Here is a 14686-nt window from a genome sequence, read left to right on the forward strand (position 1 = left end):
NAGGTTCGCGAGGCTGTCGGCGGCCGGCCCGAGGACGAGGTCTATCCGGTCGGATACGCCGGCCCGATCCCAGTGCCTGCGGGCGATCGCGGTCCATTCGTCGCTGACGTCGAGGCAGAGCAGCCGGCCGCCGGCCGGCAGACCGCGGGCGATGCACAGGGCCGAGTAGCCGGTGAAGGTGCCGACCTCGATGGCCCGACGGGGGGCGATCGAGGCGGTCAGGATGGTCAGCAGGGTGCCCTGCTCGGCCGGCACCTGCATCTCCGCCTCGGGCAGCGCGGCGGTGAGCGCCGACAGGTCGCCGAGGACCTCGTCCGGTGGCGAGCTGTGCTTGGTCAGATATGCGCCGATTTTTCCACTGAGAAAGGCGGATTTCGAGCCCCGGCCGCCGCCTCTGATGACCTCGCGGCGGACCGTCTCGGCGCTGAGCGCCGTGGCTTCCCGAATGCGTTGTGCCGGACTTCTCGACATGATCAGTGGGTGCTCCGTCTCTGGTCGCTCGGTGCGAAAATAGCCGCCCGGCGGCGAATTGCCGGCGCGCTACCGCGGTTCGGCCAGGAAAGAAACGGTAAAGATCACAGATGGACCTCGGGTGGCCGGCGAGCCCACCGCGTGCTCGTCAGGGTTCTCGTCCGGCCTCGCGGTCTCGGTGGGGATCGTCGACGATTTCCAGGAGCCCGAGTTCCGGAGGATGCCGGAGGTGGCTGGCCTCGGCCCGCTGCGGCGGCACCGCCGCGACGCTCTCGCCGGACTGCGGGCTCGCCCACGGCAGGTCGAGAACGACACACAGGCCACCGGCCGTGGCGGGGACCAGCGCAATCGTCCCGCCGTCGGCGGTCACCAGGGCGTGCACGATCGCGAGACCGAGCCCGTGGCCACGCCGATCGGCGCGGCGCGGCGTCCGGTCCCGGTCGGCGACCTGCCCGTCCGAGCCGCCCCGCTCGTTGCCGCTTCCCCGCTCGGCGCCGGTTCCCCGCTCGGCGCCGGTTCCCCGCTCGTTGCCGGATCGCTGCGCCTGGCTCGGCTCGCGTCCGCCGGCGGCGCCACCGAAGCGGCGGAAGGCCGCCTGCCGCTGCTCGGCACTCATGCCGCTGCCGCTGTCGGTGACGGTGAGGCGGATCGCCGGCCCGGCCGAGGCCGCCGGGGCCGGGCGCGACTCGATCCGGATTTGGCCGCCGGGCGGGGTGGCCTCGAGGGCGTTGCTGAGCAGGTTGTCGAGGATCTGCTCGAGATGGCCGGGGCCGCTGGCCACCGTGTGCGCGTTGTCGACGTCCCAGGTCAGCGCGATGTCCGCGGCGGCGGCCACCGGCCGCCAGATCAGGCAGCGCTGCGCGGTCACCGGCGCGAGCGCAACCGGCCGGGCGGCGGTCGGGGCGTGCTCGGCCCGGGAGACGGCGAGCAGCCCGTCGACCATGCGGGACAACCGGTGCACCTCGACCAGGGTGCCGGCGACCTCCGCGGCGACCGTGGCGTCGACGTCCTGTTCCAGCAGCTCCAGGCGCAGCCGCATCGCGGTCAGCGGGGTGCGGATCTGGTGGGAGACGTCGGCGAGGAAATGCCGCTGGCTGTCGACGAGGGACTGGATCCGGTCGGCCATCGCGTCGAAGGTCGCCGCGACCTCCCGGACCTCGGGCGGCCCGCCGACGGCCCGGGCCCGGATCGTCAGGTCACCCGTGCCGAGCTCGCCGGCGGCGTGCCCGAGCCGGCGCAGTGGGCGGCCCACCCAGCGGGCCAGCAGGATGGAAATCGCCAGGGCCGCCAGCGCGACCAGCATGCCGCCGACGGCGATCATCGTCCACCGCTGGTTGATCGAGGTACGCAGCCCGTAGTCGCTGCGCGCGACCACGAGGACGCCGACCAGTCCGCCCGCGTTGGACACCGGCGCCACGAGGATCATGCGGTGCCCGTTGGCGTTGCTCGGCTCGATCGTCACGCTGTGGTGGTGCGCGCGGGCGAGGTCCTGCGGCGTGACCGGAATGTCCTCGCCGGTGTCGGCCACGGGGCTGTCGTCGGTGCGGTAGAGACGCAGCTCGTCGGGCGGCACGTCCGCGCTGTCGCGGCGGGGCACCGGCAGCGGCGCGGCGTCCGGCGACAGCCGCCGCCACTTCACCTCGGCGACGTAGGCGTCGGTCGACGCGGACAACCGCAGCCCGAACAGGGCCCGGTCATGCCGAGTGGCGTCCAGGCCCATCGGGACGCACAGCCCGACGAGCAGGGCCGCGGTCAGCAGGAGCTGGGCGGCGAGGATCCGCCGGCTCATCGGCCCGGCAGCTCCTGCCGCCGATCACCCTGCGCCGGCAGGCGGCTCGGATCGGCCGGCCCGGCCGCGGCCTGTGTCCCGGCGGCCTGTGTCCCGGCGCCCTGGGCCCTGGCGCCCTGGGCGCCGGCCAGTCGGAAGCCCACTCCGTACACCGTCTCGATCAGTTCCGGTTTGCCTAGTTTGCGGCGTATCGCGCCAATGTGCACATCGAGGACCTTCGGCGAGCCGAACCAGTCCCCCCAGACCCCGGTGAAGATCTCCTNCCGGGTCCGCACCCGGCCCGGATCGGCGGCGAGGAACGCCAGCAGGTCGTACTCGCGAGCGGTGACGGCGACGGGGCGGTCGTCGACGGTGATCCGGCGGCTGCGTCGGTCAAGGGTGAGCGGGCCGTGCCGGAGCAGGTCGGCGTCCCCACCGCCCGCCCGCCCGGCGGTGCGCCGGCGCACCGCCCGCATCCGGGCCAGCAGTTCGGCGAATCCGAACGGCTTGACCAGGTAGTCGTCCGAGCCCAGGTCGAGCGCCTCGACCCGGTCGGCCTCGTCCCCCCGGGCCGTCACGACGATCACCGGGATGTCGGTGCGCTCGCGGATGCGTCGGCACACCTGCGCGCCGTCCATGTCCGGCAGGCCCAGGTCAAGCAGCACGAGGTCGGGCGGGGAGGGACCGGCGACCTGGTCGAGGGCGGCTGCGCCGCTGCGCACCCGGCTCGCCGTGTAGCCGGCCCGGTCCAGCCCGCGGACGAGCTGCGTCCCGAGCCCGTCGTCGTCCTCGACCACGAGGATCCGGGCGCCGGCCGGGTCGGGCTGGCGGGGCGGGTCGAGCTGGCGGGACGGGTCAGGCTGGCGTGGCGGGTCCGGCACCTGTCCCGAGAAACGGTGGCCTGCGGGCGTCGCCATCTTCCCAGCCTAGGGCTCCCACTCAGACAGGTGGTGGCGCCCCGGCAGGCGTGACCGCCGCGTCGCCGACCCCTCACCCACCTGCGGCGGACTCGCCCCCGGGCTGCGGGTCGACGCTGGCCACCGCCGCGGCGAGCGTCGCGGCGAGCGAGTGGCGCGGCAGGTCGATCAGCCGGGCGGCGAGCAGATCAGGGTCGGCCACGGCCCGGCGCACGGCGGCCAGGGCCTCCCGCTGGGACGGCGCCCGGCCGTCGGCCTTCCGAACGATCCGGATCAGGCCGTCGCGCCAGACGTTGCCGATCTTGCCGTGCGGACGGTCCAGCAGCCAGCGGGCGAGGCGCGGGCCGGGGTCCAGGACGGCGGGGTCGACCGCGGCGAACGTCACCAGGCGGGTCGCCTCCCAGACCCCGTCCCCGCCGCCGTGGTGGTTCTGGTCGGCGGCGGCTGCGTCGTGCTCGGGCGTGGGGACCCACTTCGCCCNCAGCGGGTGGAGGGCATCCCGCGGGCCGCCCCCGGCGCCCAGCACGGGATGGTCGGCGGTCACGATCACGGCGAGCCGGTCGGCGTTGACCGCCAGCAGCAGCCGCGTCAGCCACGGGCCGGGATCGTCGGACAGGTCGGCGACGGCGGACAGCGGCCCGCCCGCTCCGGCGGCGGCCGTCGGCAGCCCGCGTTCGACGACCGTCGCGAGGTGCGCGTGAGCCGCGTCCAGCGCGGGGCGCTCGCCGACGAAGACCGCCCGGCCCGGCGCCGCCGCCAGGAACCCGGTCGCCGCGGCGATGACGGGTTCGGCCAGCGGCACCGGCCGGCTCTCGGTGGACTGCCGGCCGCGGGTGTAGATCGCCGTCGTCGCCGGCCCGCGCGCCGGTGCCGGCCGGTCCAGGTACTTCCAGGTGGCCGGGGTCGGCTGGCAGACGTACATGTCGGCGCGGGCGCCGACCGCCTCCGCGCCCTCGTAGGTGTGGAAGGCCGGCCAGATCGCCTCGAAGACGAGCCCCTGGTCGAGCAGGGCCCGCTGCACCTTCCAACCCAGGGTGGGTACCCGATCGCTGAACCCGTAGGCGACGAGGACCCGACCGCGCTCCCGGTCGGCGAGGCCCTGGGCCCCGCGCGCGGCGAACAACGACACGCCCTGCGGGGTGTAGGGCGGGTCGGTGAAGGCGAGATCGGCGCTGCCCGCCACCGACGGCGGCAGCCCGAAGCGCAGGTCCGCGTACAGACATCGCAGCCGTACGCCCCGCGACCGGGCCGACCGGTCGAGGAACTCCAGCAGGTCCTCGTCGATGTCCACCACCGTGACGGTCGGTCCGCGCCGAGCCGGGTCCGGGGTCGCGGCGGCGGCGAGCAGAACGACGGCCAGCGAGGTCAGGTCGTGGTCACCCACGCACAGCAGGTGGGCCCCGCGCAGGTCGTAGTGCGTCGCCAGCCAGACGGCCCGGCGGACCACCGTCGCCGCCGTGGCCGGCACATGGTCCAGCTCGGCCCGGGGGCGCGGAGCCGAGGCGATGAGCTCGTGCATCGTCGTGACCAGGGCGCCGTTGCGGCCGATCTCCGCGGCGAGGGGGTCGAGCGGGGTACTCGCGCGCAGCTCGGCATAGTCGATCATGGTGCGGTAGCGGTCGACGGCGCCGGGCCGCAGCACGAAGGTCCCGCCGGTGGCGGTCCGCAGATCGTCGCCGAGGCAGCCGAGGATCTCCTCGACCGAGCGGCGCGGCAGCCCCGAGTCCTGGATCAGGGCGCGCAGGGTCCGCGGCCGCTCGGTCAGCGCCGCCACCACGCCGCGGGGCGCCCGCGCGTGCACCCGGTAGGCGTGCAGCAGCGTCGCCAACGACTCTCCGGGCGCGCTCGCGGGCCCCGCCGGCGGATCGGGGGCGGGCGGCGGGGTGTGGGGATCGGTCACGCGGATGAGCGTGACACCCCGCCGCGAGCTGTGATTTCACCGCCCCCCGGCTCGGCGGCTAGTCTCGTATCGTGCTCAGAAGGCTTGATCTGCGGGCTGCGGTGCCCGCTGCGGTGGATGTCCGGCGTCTGCTGCCCCGGGCCGCGATCGACGTGGACGCCGCCGTCGACGCGGTCCGGCCGGTCTGCGAGGACGTGCGGACCCGTGGCGACGCGGCCGTCCTGGACGCCGCCGCCCGGTTCGACGGGGTGCGTCCGGCCAGCCTGCGGGTGCCGCAGGCGGCGCTCGACGCCGCCGCCGACGCCCTCGATCCGGCCGTGCGCGACGCGCTCGTCGAGGCGATCCGCCGCAGCCGGGTGGTGCACCGTGCGCAGGTCCGCGAGGCGGTCACGATCGAGGTCGGGCCGGGTCTGACGGTCACCGAGCGGTGGGTGCCGGTCGAGCGGGTCGGACTGTACGTGCCCGGCGGGCGGGTCGCCTACCCGAGCAGCGTCGTGATGAACGTGGTACCCGCCCAGGAGGCCGGGGTCGACTCGCTGGCCGTGTTCTCCCCGCCGCAGCGGGACAACGACGGCCTGCCGCACCCGGTCGTGCTCGGCGCCTGCGCCCTGCTCGGGATCGACGAGGTCTACGCCGCCGGTGGTGCCCAGGCGGTCGCGATGGCCGCCTACGGCACCGCGAGCTGCCCGCCCGTCGACGTCGTCACCGGTCCGGGCAACGTCTACGTGACGGCCGCCAAGCGGCTGGTGCGCGGCGTGGTCGGGGTGGACGCGGAGGCGGGCCCCACCGAGGTCGCGATCCTCGCCGACGCGACCGCGGATCCGGCCTTCGTCGCCGCCGACCTCATCGCCCAGGCCGAGCACGACCCGATGGCCGCCTGCCTGCTCGTCACCTCGTCGGTGGAGCTCGCGGACGCCGTCGACATCGAGCTCGGCAAGCAGGTGCCCGCGACGCGCCACCGCGAGCGGGTCGAGGAGGCCCTGGCCGGCCAGGGCGCCGTGGCGATCGTCGCCGACGTGGACGCCGGCCTCGCGGTCGTCGATGCCTGGGCGGCCGAGCATCTGGAGATCCTGACTGCCGACGCGGCCACGGTCGCCGCCCGGGTGCGCCACGCCGGGGCGGTGTTCGTCGGCCCCCACGCCCCCGTCCCGCTGGGTGACTACCTCGCCGGTTCCAACCACGTCCTGCCCACCGGTGGGACGGCGCGCCACTCCGGCGGTCTGGCCGTGGCCGCCTTCCAGCGCCAGGTCCATGTCATCGAGTCCACCCGCGACGCGCTGCACGCCGTCGCCCCGCGCCTCGCCGCGCTCGCCGGGGCCGAGGATCTCACCGCACATGCCGACGCCGTGGAGGCTCGATTCCGATGACGATCCAGGCGTCCCATCCCGCCGACGCCGGCCCCGCCGGGGACGACCGGCCCTGGCGCCCGCTGGACATCGACGGGCTGCCGCTGCGCGACAGCCTGCGTGGGCTGTCCCCCTACGGGGCGCCGCAGCTCGACGTGCCGGTGCGGCTCAACACCAACGAGAACCCGCACCCGCCGTCGATCGGTCTGGTCGACGCCCTCGGCAAGGCCGCGACCCTCGTCGCCACCGAGGCCAACCGCTACCCCGACCGCGATGCCGAGGCCCTGCGCGCCGACCTGGCCTACTACCTGACCCCGGACGCCGGGTTCGGCGTGCACACCGCCCAGGTCTGGGCCGCCAACGGCTCCAACGAGATCCTCCAACAGCTCTGCCAGGCGTTCGGCGGGCCCGGCCGGGTCGCGGTCGGCTTCGAGCCGTCCTACTCGATGCACCGACTCATCGCCCTGGCCACGGCGACCGAGTGGGTCCGCGAGGAACGCGCCGCGGACTTCACCCTCTCCGCCGAGGCCGTCACCGAGGCCATCGAGTGCCACCGCCCGGCGCTGCTGTTCCTCTGCTCGCCGAACAACCCGACCGGCACGGCCCTGCCCCTGGACGTCGTCGTCGCCGCCTGCGAGGCGATGGCGCGCGTCGGCAGCGGCATGGTCGTCGTCGACGAGGCGTATGCCGAGTTCCGCCGGGCCGGGGTGCCCAGCGCTCTGACGCTGCTGCCCCGCCACCCGCGCCTCATCGTCACCCGCACGATGAGCAAGGCCTTCGCCCTCGCCGGCGCCCGGGTGGGCTACCTCGCCGCGCACCCCGCCGTCGTCGACGCGCTGCAGCTCGTCCGGCTGCCCTACCACCTGTCCAGCTTCACCCAGGCGGTCGCCCGCACCGCGCTCGCGCATGCCGACGAGCTGCTCGCCACGGTGGAGGCGGTCAAGGCGCAGCGGGACCGGATCGTGCTGGAGCTGGGGGCCCTCGGCCTGCGGCTCGCGCCCAGCGACGCGAACTTCGTGTCCTTCGGTCTGTTCGCCGACCAGCGCGCGGTGTGGCGCGGCCTGCTCGACGCGGGGGTGCTCGTCCGCGACGTCGGCCTGCCCGGCTGGCTGCGGGTCACCGCCGGCCTGCCCGCCGAGGTCGACGCGTTCCTCGCCGCGCTCGGTCGGGTCCTCGCCGGCAGCGACGTCGCCGCGGACGGCATCGTCACCCTGGCCGGGGGCTGACCCGCCGCTGCCCCTCCGCCCGTCCGCTCCGCTCCGTCTCGCCGCGCGGCCTGCGATTCGCCGCGCGGCTCCGCCGCCCCCGTTCCGCCGGTCCCCACCGTGACCGAGAAAGACCGAGGAAGCCCCGATGGCCCGCACCGCGCGGATCGAACGCAAGACGCTGGAGTCCGACGTGCTGGTCGAACTCGACCTCGACGGGACGGGGGTGGCGAGCTCCGACACCGGCGTCCCGTTCTTCGACCACATGATGTCCCAGCTCGGTAAGCACGGCGGGTTCGACCTGACCGTGCGCACCCGCGGCGACCTGCACATCGACTCCCACCACACGGTCGAGGACACCTCGATCGCGTTCGGTTCGGCGCTGCGCGAGGCCCTGGGCGACAAGGTCGGCATCCGCCGCTTCGGCGACGCGCTGGTCCCCCTCGACGAGGCCCTCGCCCAGGCCGCGGTCGACCTGTCCGGCCGCCCGTACTGCGTGCACGTCGAGCCGGACCTGGTCGGCCTGATCGGGACGTACGACACCACGTTGACCCGGCACATCTTCGAGTCGATCACCGCGTCGGCCCGGATCGCGCTGCACGTGCGGGTGCTGTCCGGCCGCAACGCCCACCACGTCGTCGAGGCCCAGTTCAAGGCGGTCGCCCGGNCCATGCGCGACGCAGTGGCCCGCGATGCCCGGGTGNCCGGCGTGCCGTCCACCAAGGGCGTGTTGTGACGGGCCCATCGGGTCGGCGTGCGCGGGTGGTCGTTCTCGACTACGGGTCGGGGAACCTGCGTTCGGCGGAGCGGGCGCTTGCCCGGGTCGGNGCCGACGTGACGGTCAGCGACGATCTCGACGCGGCCCTGGCGGCCGACGGGCTCGTCGTGCCCGGTGTCGGCGCGTACGCGGCCTGCATGGCCGGCCTCGACCGGGTGGGCGCCGCGCCCGTCGTGCGGGAGCGGGTGGCGGCGGGGCGGCCGGTGCTCGGCATCTGCGTAGGCATGCAGGTGCTTTACGAGCTCGGCGACGAGCACGGGGTGCGCACGGCCGGGCTCGGCGTGCTGGCCGGCGAGGTGCGCCGCCTCGCCGCGCCCATCCTGCCGCACATGGGCTGGAACACGGTGCGCCCGCCCGCGGAGTCGGTGCTGTTCGCCGGGCTGCCCGCGGACACCCGCTTCTACTTCGTCCACTCCTACGCGGCGAAGGCCGATCTCGACGCCGGCGACACGGTCGGCGAGNACGGCGAGCCGTTCGCCGCGGCCGTCGAGCGCGGCGCCCTGGCCGCCACCCAGTTCCACCCCGAGAAGTCCGGCGACGCCGGCGCGCACCTGCTGACCAACTGGCTCGCCACGCTGTCCTGATCCTGCGGCGGGCCTGTCGGGCCTGTCGGGTGCAGCGGATCTGGGGCGGCGGGTGCGTCGGGTTCGGCGCGGCGGTTCAGCCGGCGTGGGCGGGCACCCGGCCGGTGGTGAGGGCGTCGGGTACGGGGATGTCCAGGTGCTCCAGCAGGGTCGCCAGTTTGAGGTCCAGCTCGATGCCGACGACGGTGATCGCGCGGTTGCCGTAGCTGCGGAAGTGCGTGCTCGGCTGGTCGACGCTGAATCGGGTCACGCCCCGGAGGTCGGTGTGGATCGTGGTGCGCAGCGGAGCGTGCAGCAGTACGCCGGGATCATGACGGAACATCCGCTCGGCGATGACATGGTTGCCCATGAGGTACTCGACGCACCGGCCCTCGTCACCGGCCGCCCGCAGCATCCAGGTGAAGTCGCCGCGCCAGTAGNGGATGAAGTCGTGCGGCGCGTTCGGCGCGGTCGCGATGCGGACGTCGTCCCAGGTCGGCTGCCCGACGGCGAGGGCGGCGAAGCGTGCCTCGTCCAGGGCCGGGACCGCCTGCTCGTAGCGGCGGACCGTCTCGTCGTAGGGCAGGCCCGTCGCGATGGACAGCCGCTGCACCTCATAGCGCACGCTGACGGTGTCGCCGAGCTCGTGATCAGGACTGGTCATGGGACTACCTCCCTCGTCGCTCGTCGCCGCGGCGGCTCGGGCCCACCGCGAACCGCCGGAATCCCCACCGCCCGCCCGGTTGAAACCGCGGAGCCCGATCCGTGGGTCGCAGGTGTCGCCCAGTGGGTCACTGGTCCCGTTCTGACCGGTCGCGGCGCGTCGGGTCGGGGGCCNCTGCGGCCGGTCGGGGATAAAGGCGCACCCCAGTAGGGTTGCGGCATGGCTCTTACTCTGCTGCCCGCCGTCGATGTGGCCGACGGGCGGGCCGTCCGTCTCGTCCAGGGCGAGGCCGGATCCGAGACCTCGTACGGTGATCCGCTCGCCGCGGCNCTGACCTGGCAGCGTGACGGCGCCGAGTGGATCCATCTCGTCGACCTCGACGCCGCGTTCGGCCGCGGCTCGAACCGCGAGCTGATCGCCGAAGTCGTCCGGTCGGTCGATGTGGCCGTGGAGCTCTCCGGCGGCATCCGCGACGACGACTCCCTCGACGCGGCGCTGGCCACCGGCGCGGCGCGGGTCAACATCGGCACGGCCGCCCTGGAGGATCCCGACTGGGTGCGCCGGGCGATCGACCGGGTGGGCGACCGGATCGCGGTCGGGCTCGACGTGCGCGGCACGACGCTGTCCGCCCGCGGCTGGACCCAGGACGGCGGCGAGCTGTTCGAGGTGCTCGCCCGCCTCGACGCCGACGGCTGCGCCCGCTACGTGGTGACCGACGTGCGCCGCGACGGCACGCTGACCGGCCCGAACGTCGAACTGCTGCGCTCGGTGACCGCGGTGACCGACCGACCGGTCGTCGCCAGCGGGGGCGTGTCCGCGCTGGCCGACCTTGTGGCGATCGCCGCGGTGCCCGGCGTCGAGGGCGCGATCGTCGGCAAGGCCCTCTACGCGGGCGCCTTCACCCTCCCCGAGGCCCTCGCCGTCACCTCGACGGTCGTGGCGGGGTGAGCGTCGCGGTCCGGGTGATCCCCTGCCTCGACGTCGACGGCGGCCGGGTGGTGAAGGGCGTGAACTTCACCGACCTGCGCGACGCCGGGGACCCGGTCGAGATGGCCCGGCTCTACGACGCCGAGGGCGCCGACGAGCTGNCGTTCCTCGACATCACCGCGTCGAGCGGCGACCGGGAGACCACGTACGACATCGTCCGGCGTACCGCCGAGCAGGTGTTCATCCCGCTCACCGTCGGGGGTGGGGTCCGCTCCGCCGACGACGTCAACCGGTTGCTGCGCGCCGGAGCCGACAAGGTGGGGATCAACACGGCCGCGGTGNCCCGACCCGAGCTGGTCCGCGAGTGCGCGCACCGGTTCGGCAACCAGTGCATCGTGATCTCGGTGGACGCCCGGCGCTGCCCGGATCCGGCCGGCCCCCGCTTCGAGGTGACTACGCATGGTGGTCGCCGGGGGACCGGAATTGATGCGGTCGGCTGGACTTCGCGTGTGGTCGAGCTCGGTGCCGGCGAGATCCTGCTCAATTCGATGGACGCCGACGGGACCCGGGACGGATACGATCTGGAGATGATCTCCGCCGTGCGCGCCGAGGTCGACGTTCCGGTGATCGCCAGCGGCGGGGCCGGTGACCTCNCTCATTTCGCGCCGGCGGTCGGCGCGGGCGCGGACGCGGTGCTCGCGGCCAGCGTGTTCCATTTCGGGCAGCTGCGCATCGGCGAGGTGAAGGCGGCACTGCGGGACACGGGCGTTCCGGTGCGCTGACCGCCGCCACCACGCCGACGCCGCTGCCGTGACGTGTTGACGGAGGGTGACGATGGCGGAGCGGGTGTCGGAGCCGGGGCGACAACCCGGGGTCATCGGCCAGGGCTTCGCGAACCTCTGGCGGGGCATCCGTGACGAGCCCCGCCTGTTCGCCGTGGCAACGGTCGGTGGCTGCCTGTTCACGTTGACGGGGGTGGCCAGCTCCCTGGTGCTCGGCGAGGCCACGGACCGGGTGGTGATCCCGGCGATCCGGCGGGGGCACGCCGACTGGTCGGCGGTCGCCCTGGCCGCGGTGGCGCTCAGCCTCGTCGGTCTCGCTCGGGCGCTCGGCATGTTCCTGCGCCGGCTCGCCGGCGGAACGGTCGTGTTCCGGCTGCAGGCGCGGCACCGGCACGCGGTGACCCGCCAGTACCTGCGGTTGCCGCTGTCCTGGCATCAGCGGCACTCCACCGGCACGTTGCTGTCCAACGCCAACTCGGACGTCGAGGCGGCCTGGGCTCCGGTGATGCCGCTGCCGTTCGCGCTGGGCGCGCTCGTCATGCTCGTGGTGGCGCTGGTGCTGCTCGTGGTCACCGATCCGGTGCTGGCCCTGATCGGCTTCGTGATCTTCCCGACGTTCGGCGTGCTCAACGTCTGGTACGGGCGGCGGGTATGGCCGCTGTACTCCCGAGCGCAGCAGTTGCGCGGGGAGGTCAGCGCGGTGGCACACGAGTCGTTCGACGGCGCCCTGGTCGTCAAGACCCTCGGCCGGGAGGAGGACGAGACCGCCCGCTTCGCTGTCCGCGCCGAGCGCCTTCGCGACGCGATGATCCACGCGGGCCGGTTGCGGGGCCTGTTCGATCCCGTGATGGAGGCCCTGCCGAACCTGGGGATCCTGCTGGTGCTGCTGGTCGGNGCGATCCGCATCGACGCGGGGGCGATCGACGTCGGGCAGCTCGTCCGGGTCGCCTACCTGTTCACCCTGCTGGCCTTCCCGCTGCGGGCGTTCGGCTGGGTGTTCGGGGACCTGCCGCGGGAGGTCGTCGGCTACGAGCGGGTCGAGGCGGTGCTGCGGGCCCGAGGACACGAGGAGTACGGGCCGCGCACGCTGACCGCGGCCGGCCCCGCGTCGCTGCGCCTCGACGCCGTCACCTACGCCTACCCGCCGGCCGACGCCACCGCCGACCCGACGGTTGACGCCACCGCCGACCCGACCGTTGACGCCGCCTCCGACCCGAGCGGCGAGCCGGCGGTGCCCGCGAGCCCCGGCGATCCGCCGCCGCGGCCGGTGGTGGATGCGGTGAGCTTCGAGGTGGCCGCGGGCAGCGTCGTCGCGATCACCGGCCGCACCGGCTCCGGCAAGTCCTCCCTGGTGAACCTGCTCGCTCGGCTCGTCGACCCGCAGGCCGGCACCGTGCTACTCGACGGTGTCGACCTGCGTGAACTCGCCGCCGGCGAGGTGAGCCGAGCTGTCGCCGTCGTCGCCCAGCAGGCGTTCCTGTTCGACGACACCGTGCGCGCCAACGTCACCCTCGGCATGGACGCCGCCGACGACGAGGTCTGGGCGGCGTTGCGTCGCGCGCAGGCCGACGGCTTCGTCGCCGCCCTGCCCGACGGCCTCGACACCATGGTCGGCGAGCGCGGGACCTCCCTGTCCGGCGGCCAGCGCCAACGCATCGGCCTGGCCCGCGCGCTCGTCCGCGCCCCGCGGCTGCTCGTCCTCGACGACGCCACCGCCAGCGTCGACCCCCGAGTGGAGGCGGCGATCCTCGCCGACCTGCGGGAAAGCGCCGGCGCCTCGACCGTCGTGGTCGTCGCCCAGCGCCGCTCCACGATCGCGCTGGCCGACGAGGTGATCCACCTCGACGCCGGCCGAGTCATCGGTCGCGGTCGACACGAGGAGCTGCTCGCCTCCTCCCCGCGCTACGCCGCACTGCTCACCGCCTACGAGGCCGCCGCCCGCGCGGCCGGTGCCCTCCCGGAGCCCGCCGTCCGGGAGTCCGCTGTCCGGGAGTCCGAGCCTGCGCTCCCGGAGCCCGCCGTTCCCGAGCACGTCCGGGAGCTCGAACCGGAGGCGGCTCCGTGACGCCTCCTGCCTCCCCGCCTCCTTCCTCCCCGACCCGCCGCTCGCAAGCGGCTCCCGAACCTGGGGCCCTCGGGCGTGCGGCCACGCCTGGCCAGCCCACACTCGCGGCGACGTTCCGCCGGCTGCGCGCGCTGTCCCCCGAACTGACCCGGGGCCTGCTCGGCACGCTCGCGCTCGCCCTGGTGGCCACCACGGGGAAGGTCGTCATCCCGGTGGTCGTGCAGCAGACCCTCGACCGCGGGCTCACCGACGACGGTGCCGACGTCGGCCTGGTCGCCGTGGCCGTCGGCGCGGCCGCGGTCATCATCGTGTTGACCACCGTCGCCACCTATCGGATGAACCTGCGGCTCTACCGCCTGTCCGAGGGCACCCTCGCCACCCTGCGGGTGCACGCCTTCCGACACATCCACGACCTGTCGATGCTCAGCCAGTCCGCCCAACGCCGCGGCTCGCTGACCTCCCGGGTGACCAGCGACGTCGACCAGATGTCGCAGTTCCTCCAGTTCGGCGGCGTGATGCTGCTGGTCTCCTCCGGCCAGATGCTGCTGGCCACCGTGCTGATGGTCGTCTACTCGTGGCCGCTGACCCTCCTCGTCTACGCGTTCTTCGTCCCCCTGTTCGTGGTGACCCGACTGGTGCAGCGTCGGCTGGCCGGCCGGTACGCGATCGTGCGTGAACGGGTCGGCGAGCTGCTGGGCGCCGTGTCCGAGGCGGTCGTCGGCGCCCCGGTCGTGCGGGCCTACGGCGTCCAGGAACGGACCGGGCGACGCATCGACCGGACCATCGGCCGCTACCGGTCCGCCCAGATCGAGGCGCAGCGGGTTGTCGCCGGGGTCTTCTCGCTCAGCGAGCTGGTCGCCGCGTTGGCCACCGCCTCGGTGGTGACGGCGGGAGTGGCGCTCGGCGTCGCCGGCTCGCTCAGCACCGGACGGCTGATCGCGTTCCTGTTCCTGATGACCCTGTTCGTCATGCCGATCCAGTCGATGACCGAGGTGCTCAACGACGCGGCCAACGCGCTGGCCGGGCTGCGCCGGGTGCTCGACGTCCTGGACCTCCCGACCGACGTCCGCGATCCCGCGCTCGGGCCGGCCGTCGGCCGGCTGCCCGTGCCCCGCACCGGCGGCACACCGCCTCCCGGCGGGCGACGCGGTCCGGCCACGGTCCCGGCCGGCCCGGCCACGGCCCAGGCCGGCCGGGACCTGCCGGCCGGACCGCTGGGGGTTCGGTTCGACGGGGTCGGGTTCGCCTATCCCGACGGGCCGCCTGTGCTGCGCGACGTCGACCTGGAGATCGTCCCGCN

General features: G+C 74.4%; 9 protein-coding genes and 11 pseudogenes. 15 read left to right on the forward strand and 5 right to left on the reverse strand.

Annotated elements, in window-relative coordinates; translation table 11 throughout:
• Position 1: 1 nt before the first annotated feature.
• From FF86_RS45955 to FF86_RS45965, 5 genes and pseudogenes are all read right to left on the reverse strand, one after another.
• A pseudogene (locus FF86_RS45955) lies at positions 2-471 on the reverse strand (O-methyltransferase); the annotation flags it as partial.
• A gap of 148 nt (positions 472-619) precedes the next feature.
• Positions 620-2260 carry a HAMP domain-containing sensor histidine kinase gene (locus FF86_RS11120; protein ID WP_044884458.1) on the reverse strand — a complete coding sequence of 547 codons (1641 nt, stop codon included), beginning with the start codon at positions 2258-2260 and terminating at the stop codon, positions 620-622.
• The coding region (locus tag FF86_RS45960) for a winged helix-turn-helix domain-containing protein (protein WP_242418559.1) at positions 2257-2522 on the reverse strand (266 nt) is incomplete at its 5' end. The genes FF86_RS45960 and FF86_RS11120, both read right to left, overlap by 4 nt.
• A 1-nt stretch (position 2523) precedes the next feature.
• Positions 2524-3156: pseudogene (locus FF86_RS11125) on the reverse strand (response regulator transcription factor); the annotation flags it as partial.
• A 481-nt stretch (positions 3157-3637) separates the two neighbouring features.
• Positions 3638-4762 (reverse strand): annotated as a pseudogene (locus FF86_RS45965) (bis-aminopropyl spermidine synthase family protein); the annotation flags it as partial.
• A 365-nt stretch (positions 4763-5127) separates the two neighbouring features.
• On the opposite strand from FF86_RS45965, the gene hisD reads away from it, so the two are divergent.
• From hisD to FF86_RS46015, 15 genes and pseudogenes are all read left to right on the forward strand, one after another.
• Positions 5128-6423, forward strand: a complete 1296-nt coding sequence (gene hisD, locus FF86_RS11135; protein ID WP_044884460.1) for a histidinol dehydrogenase — start codon at positions 5128-5130, stop codon at positions 6421-6423.
• A complete protein-coding gene (locus FF86_RS11140; RefSeq protein ID WP_044884461.1) occupies positions 6420-7628 on the forward strand; it encodes a histidinol-phosphate transaminase in 1209 nt (402 codons plus the stop codon). The genes hisD and FF86_RS11140 overlap by 4 nt, the downstream gene beginning before the upstream one ends.
• Before the next feature lie 127 nt (positions 7629-7755).
• A partial coding sequence (gene hisB / locus FF86_RS11145; RefSeq protein WP_242418560.1) for an imidazoleglycerol-phosphate dehydratase HisB occupies positions 7756-8274 on the forward strand: 519 nt, incomplete at its 3' end.
• A 65-nt stretch (positions 8275-8339) separates the two neighbouring features.
• Positions 8340-8434: pseudogene (locus tag FF86_RS45970) on the forward strand (imidazole glycerol phosphate synthase subunit HisH); the annotation flags it as partial.
• Position 8435: 1 nt separating this feature from the next.
• Positions 8436-8846: pseudogene (gene hisH / locus FF86_RS11150) on the forward strand (imidazole glycerol phosphate synthase subunit HisH); the annotation flags it as partial.
• Position 8847: 1 nt separating this feature from the next.
• Positions 8848-8969, forward strand: a pseudogene (locus FF86_RS45975) (imidazole glycerol phosphate synthase subunit HisH); the annotation flags it as partial.
• Between the two features lie 862 nt (positions 8970-9831).
• Positions 9832-9941, forward strand: a 110-nt coding sequence (locus FF86_RS45980; RefSeq protein WP_242418588.1) for a HisA/HisF-related TIM barrel protein, incomplete at its 3' end; no start/stop codon positions are given.
• Between the two features lies 1 nt (position 9942).
• Positions 9943-10560, forward strand: a pseudogene (priA, locus tag FF86_RS11160) (bifunctional 1-(5-phosphoribosyl)-5-((5-phosphoribosylamino)methylideneamino)imidazole-4-carboxamide isomerase/phosphoribosylanthranilate isomerase PriA); the annotation flags it as partial.
• Positions 10557-10700, forward strand: a 144-nt coding sequence (locus FF86_RS45985; protein WP_242418589.1) for a HisA/HisF-related TIM barrel protein, incomplete at its 3' end; no start/stop codon positions are given. The pseudogene priA and the gene FF86_RS45985, both read left to right, overlap by 4 nt.
• Position 10701: 1 nt before the next feature.
• Positions 10702-10880: pseudogene (locus FF86_RS45990) on the forward strand (HisA/HisF-related TIM barrel protein); the annotation flags it as partial.
• Between the two features lies 1 nt (position 10881).
• Positions 10882-11192: pseudogene (locus FF86_RS45995) on the forward strand (HisA/HisF-related TIM barrel protein); the annotation flags it as partial.
• A 1-nt stretch (position 11193) separates the two neighbouring features.
• Positions 11194-11321: pseudogene (locus FF86_RS46000) on the forward strand (imidazole glycerol phosphate synthase subunit HisF); the annotation flags it as partial.
• Positions 11322-11373: 52 nt separating this feature from the next.
• Positions 11374-12215: ABC transporter transmembrane domain-containing protein (locus tag FF86_RS46005; protein WP_242418561.1), on the forward strand; the 842-nt coding region annotated here is incomplete at its 3' end.
• A 1-nt stretch (position 12216) separates the two neighbouring features.
• Positions 12217-13386: pseudogene (locus FF86_RS46010) on the forward strand (ABC transporter ATP-binding protein); the annotation flags it as partial.
• A gap of 122 nt (positions 13387-13508) precedes the next feature.
• Positions 13509-14685, forward strand: a 1177-nt coding sequence (locus tag FF86_RS46015) for an ABC transporter ATP-binding protein (protein WP_242418590.1), incomplete at its 3' end; no start/stop codon positions are given.
• Between the last annotated feature and the right edge of the window lies 1 nt (position 14686).

Source organism: Frankia sp. CpI1-P, assembly GCF_001421075.1.
Taxonomy (GTDB): Bacteria; Actinomycetota; Actinomycetes; order Frankiales; family Frankiaceae; genus Frankia; species Frankia torreyi.

Coding starts and splice junctions, on each gene's coding strand:
- FF86_RS11120 (WP_044884458.1), bottom strand. CDS start 2,260: ATGAGCCGGCGGATCCTCGCCGCCCAGCTCCTGCTGACCGCGGCCCTG.
- FF86_RS11140 (WP_044884461.1), top strand. CDS start 6,420: ATGACGATCCAGGCGTCCCATCCCGCCGACGCCGGCCCCGCCGGGGAC.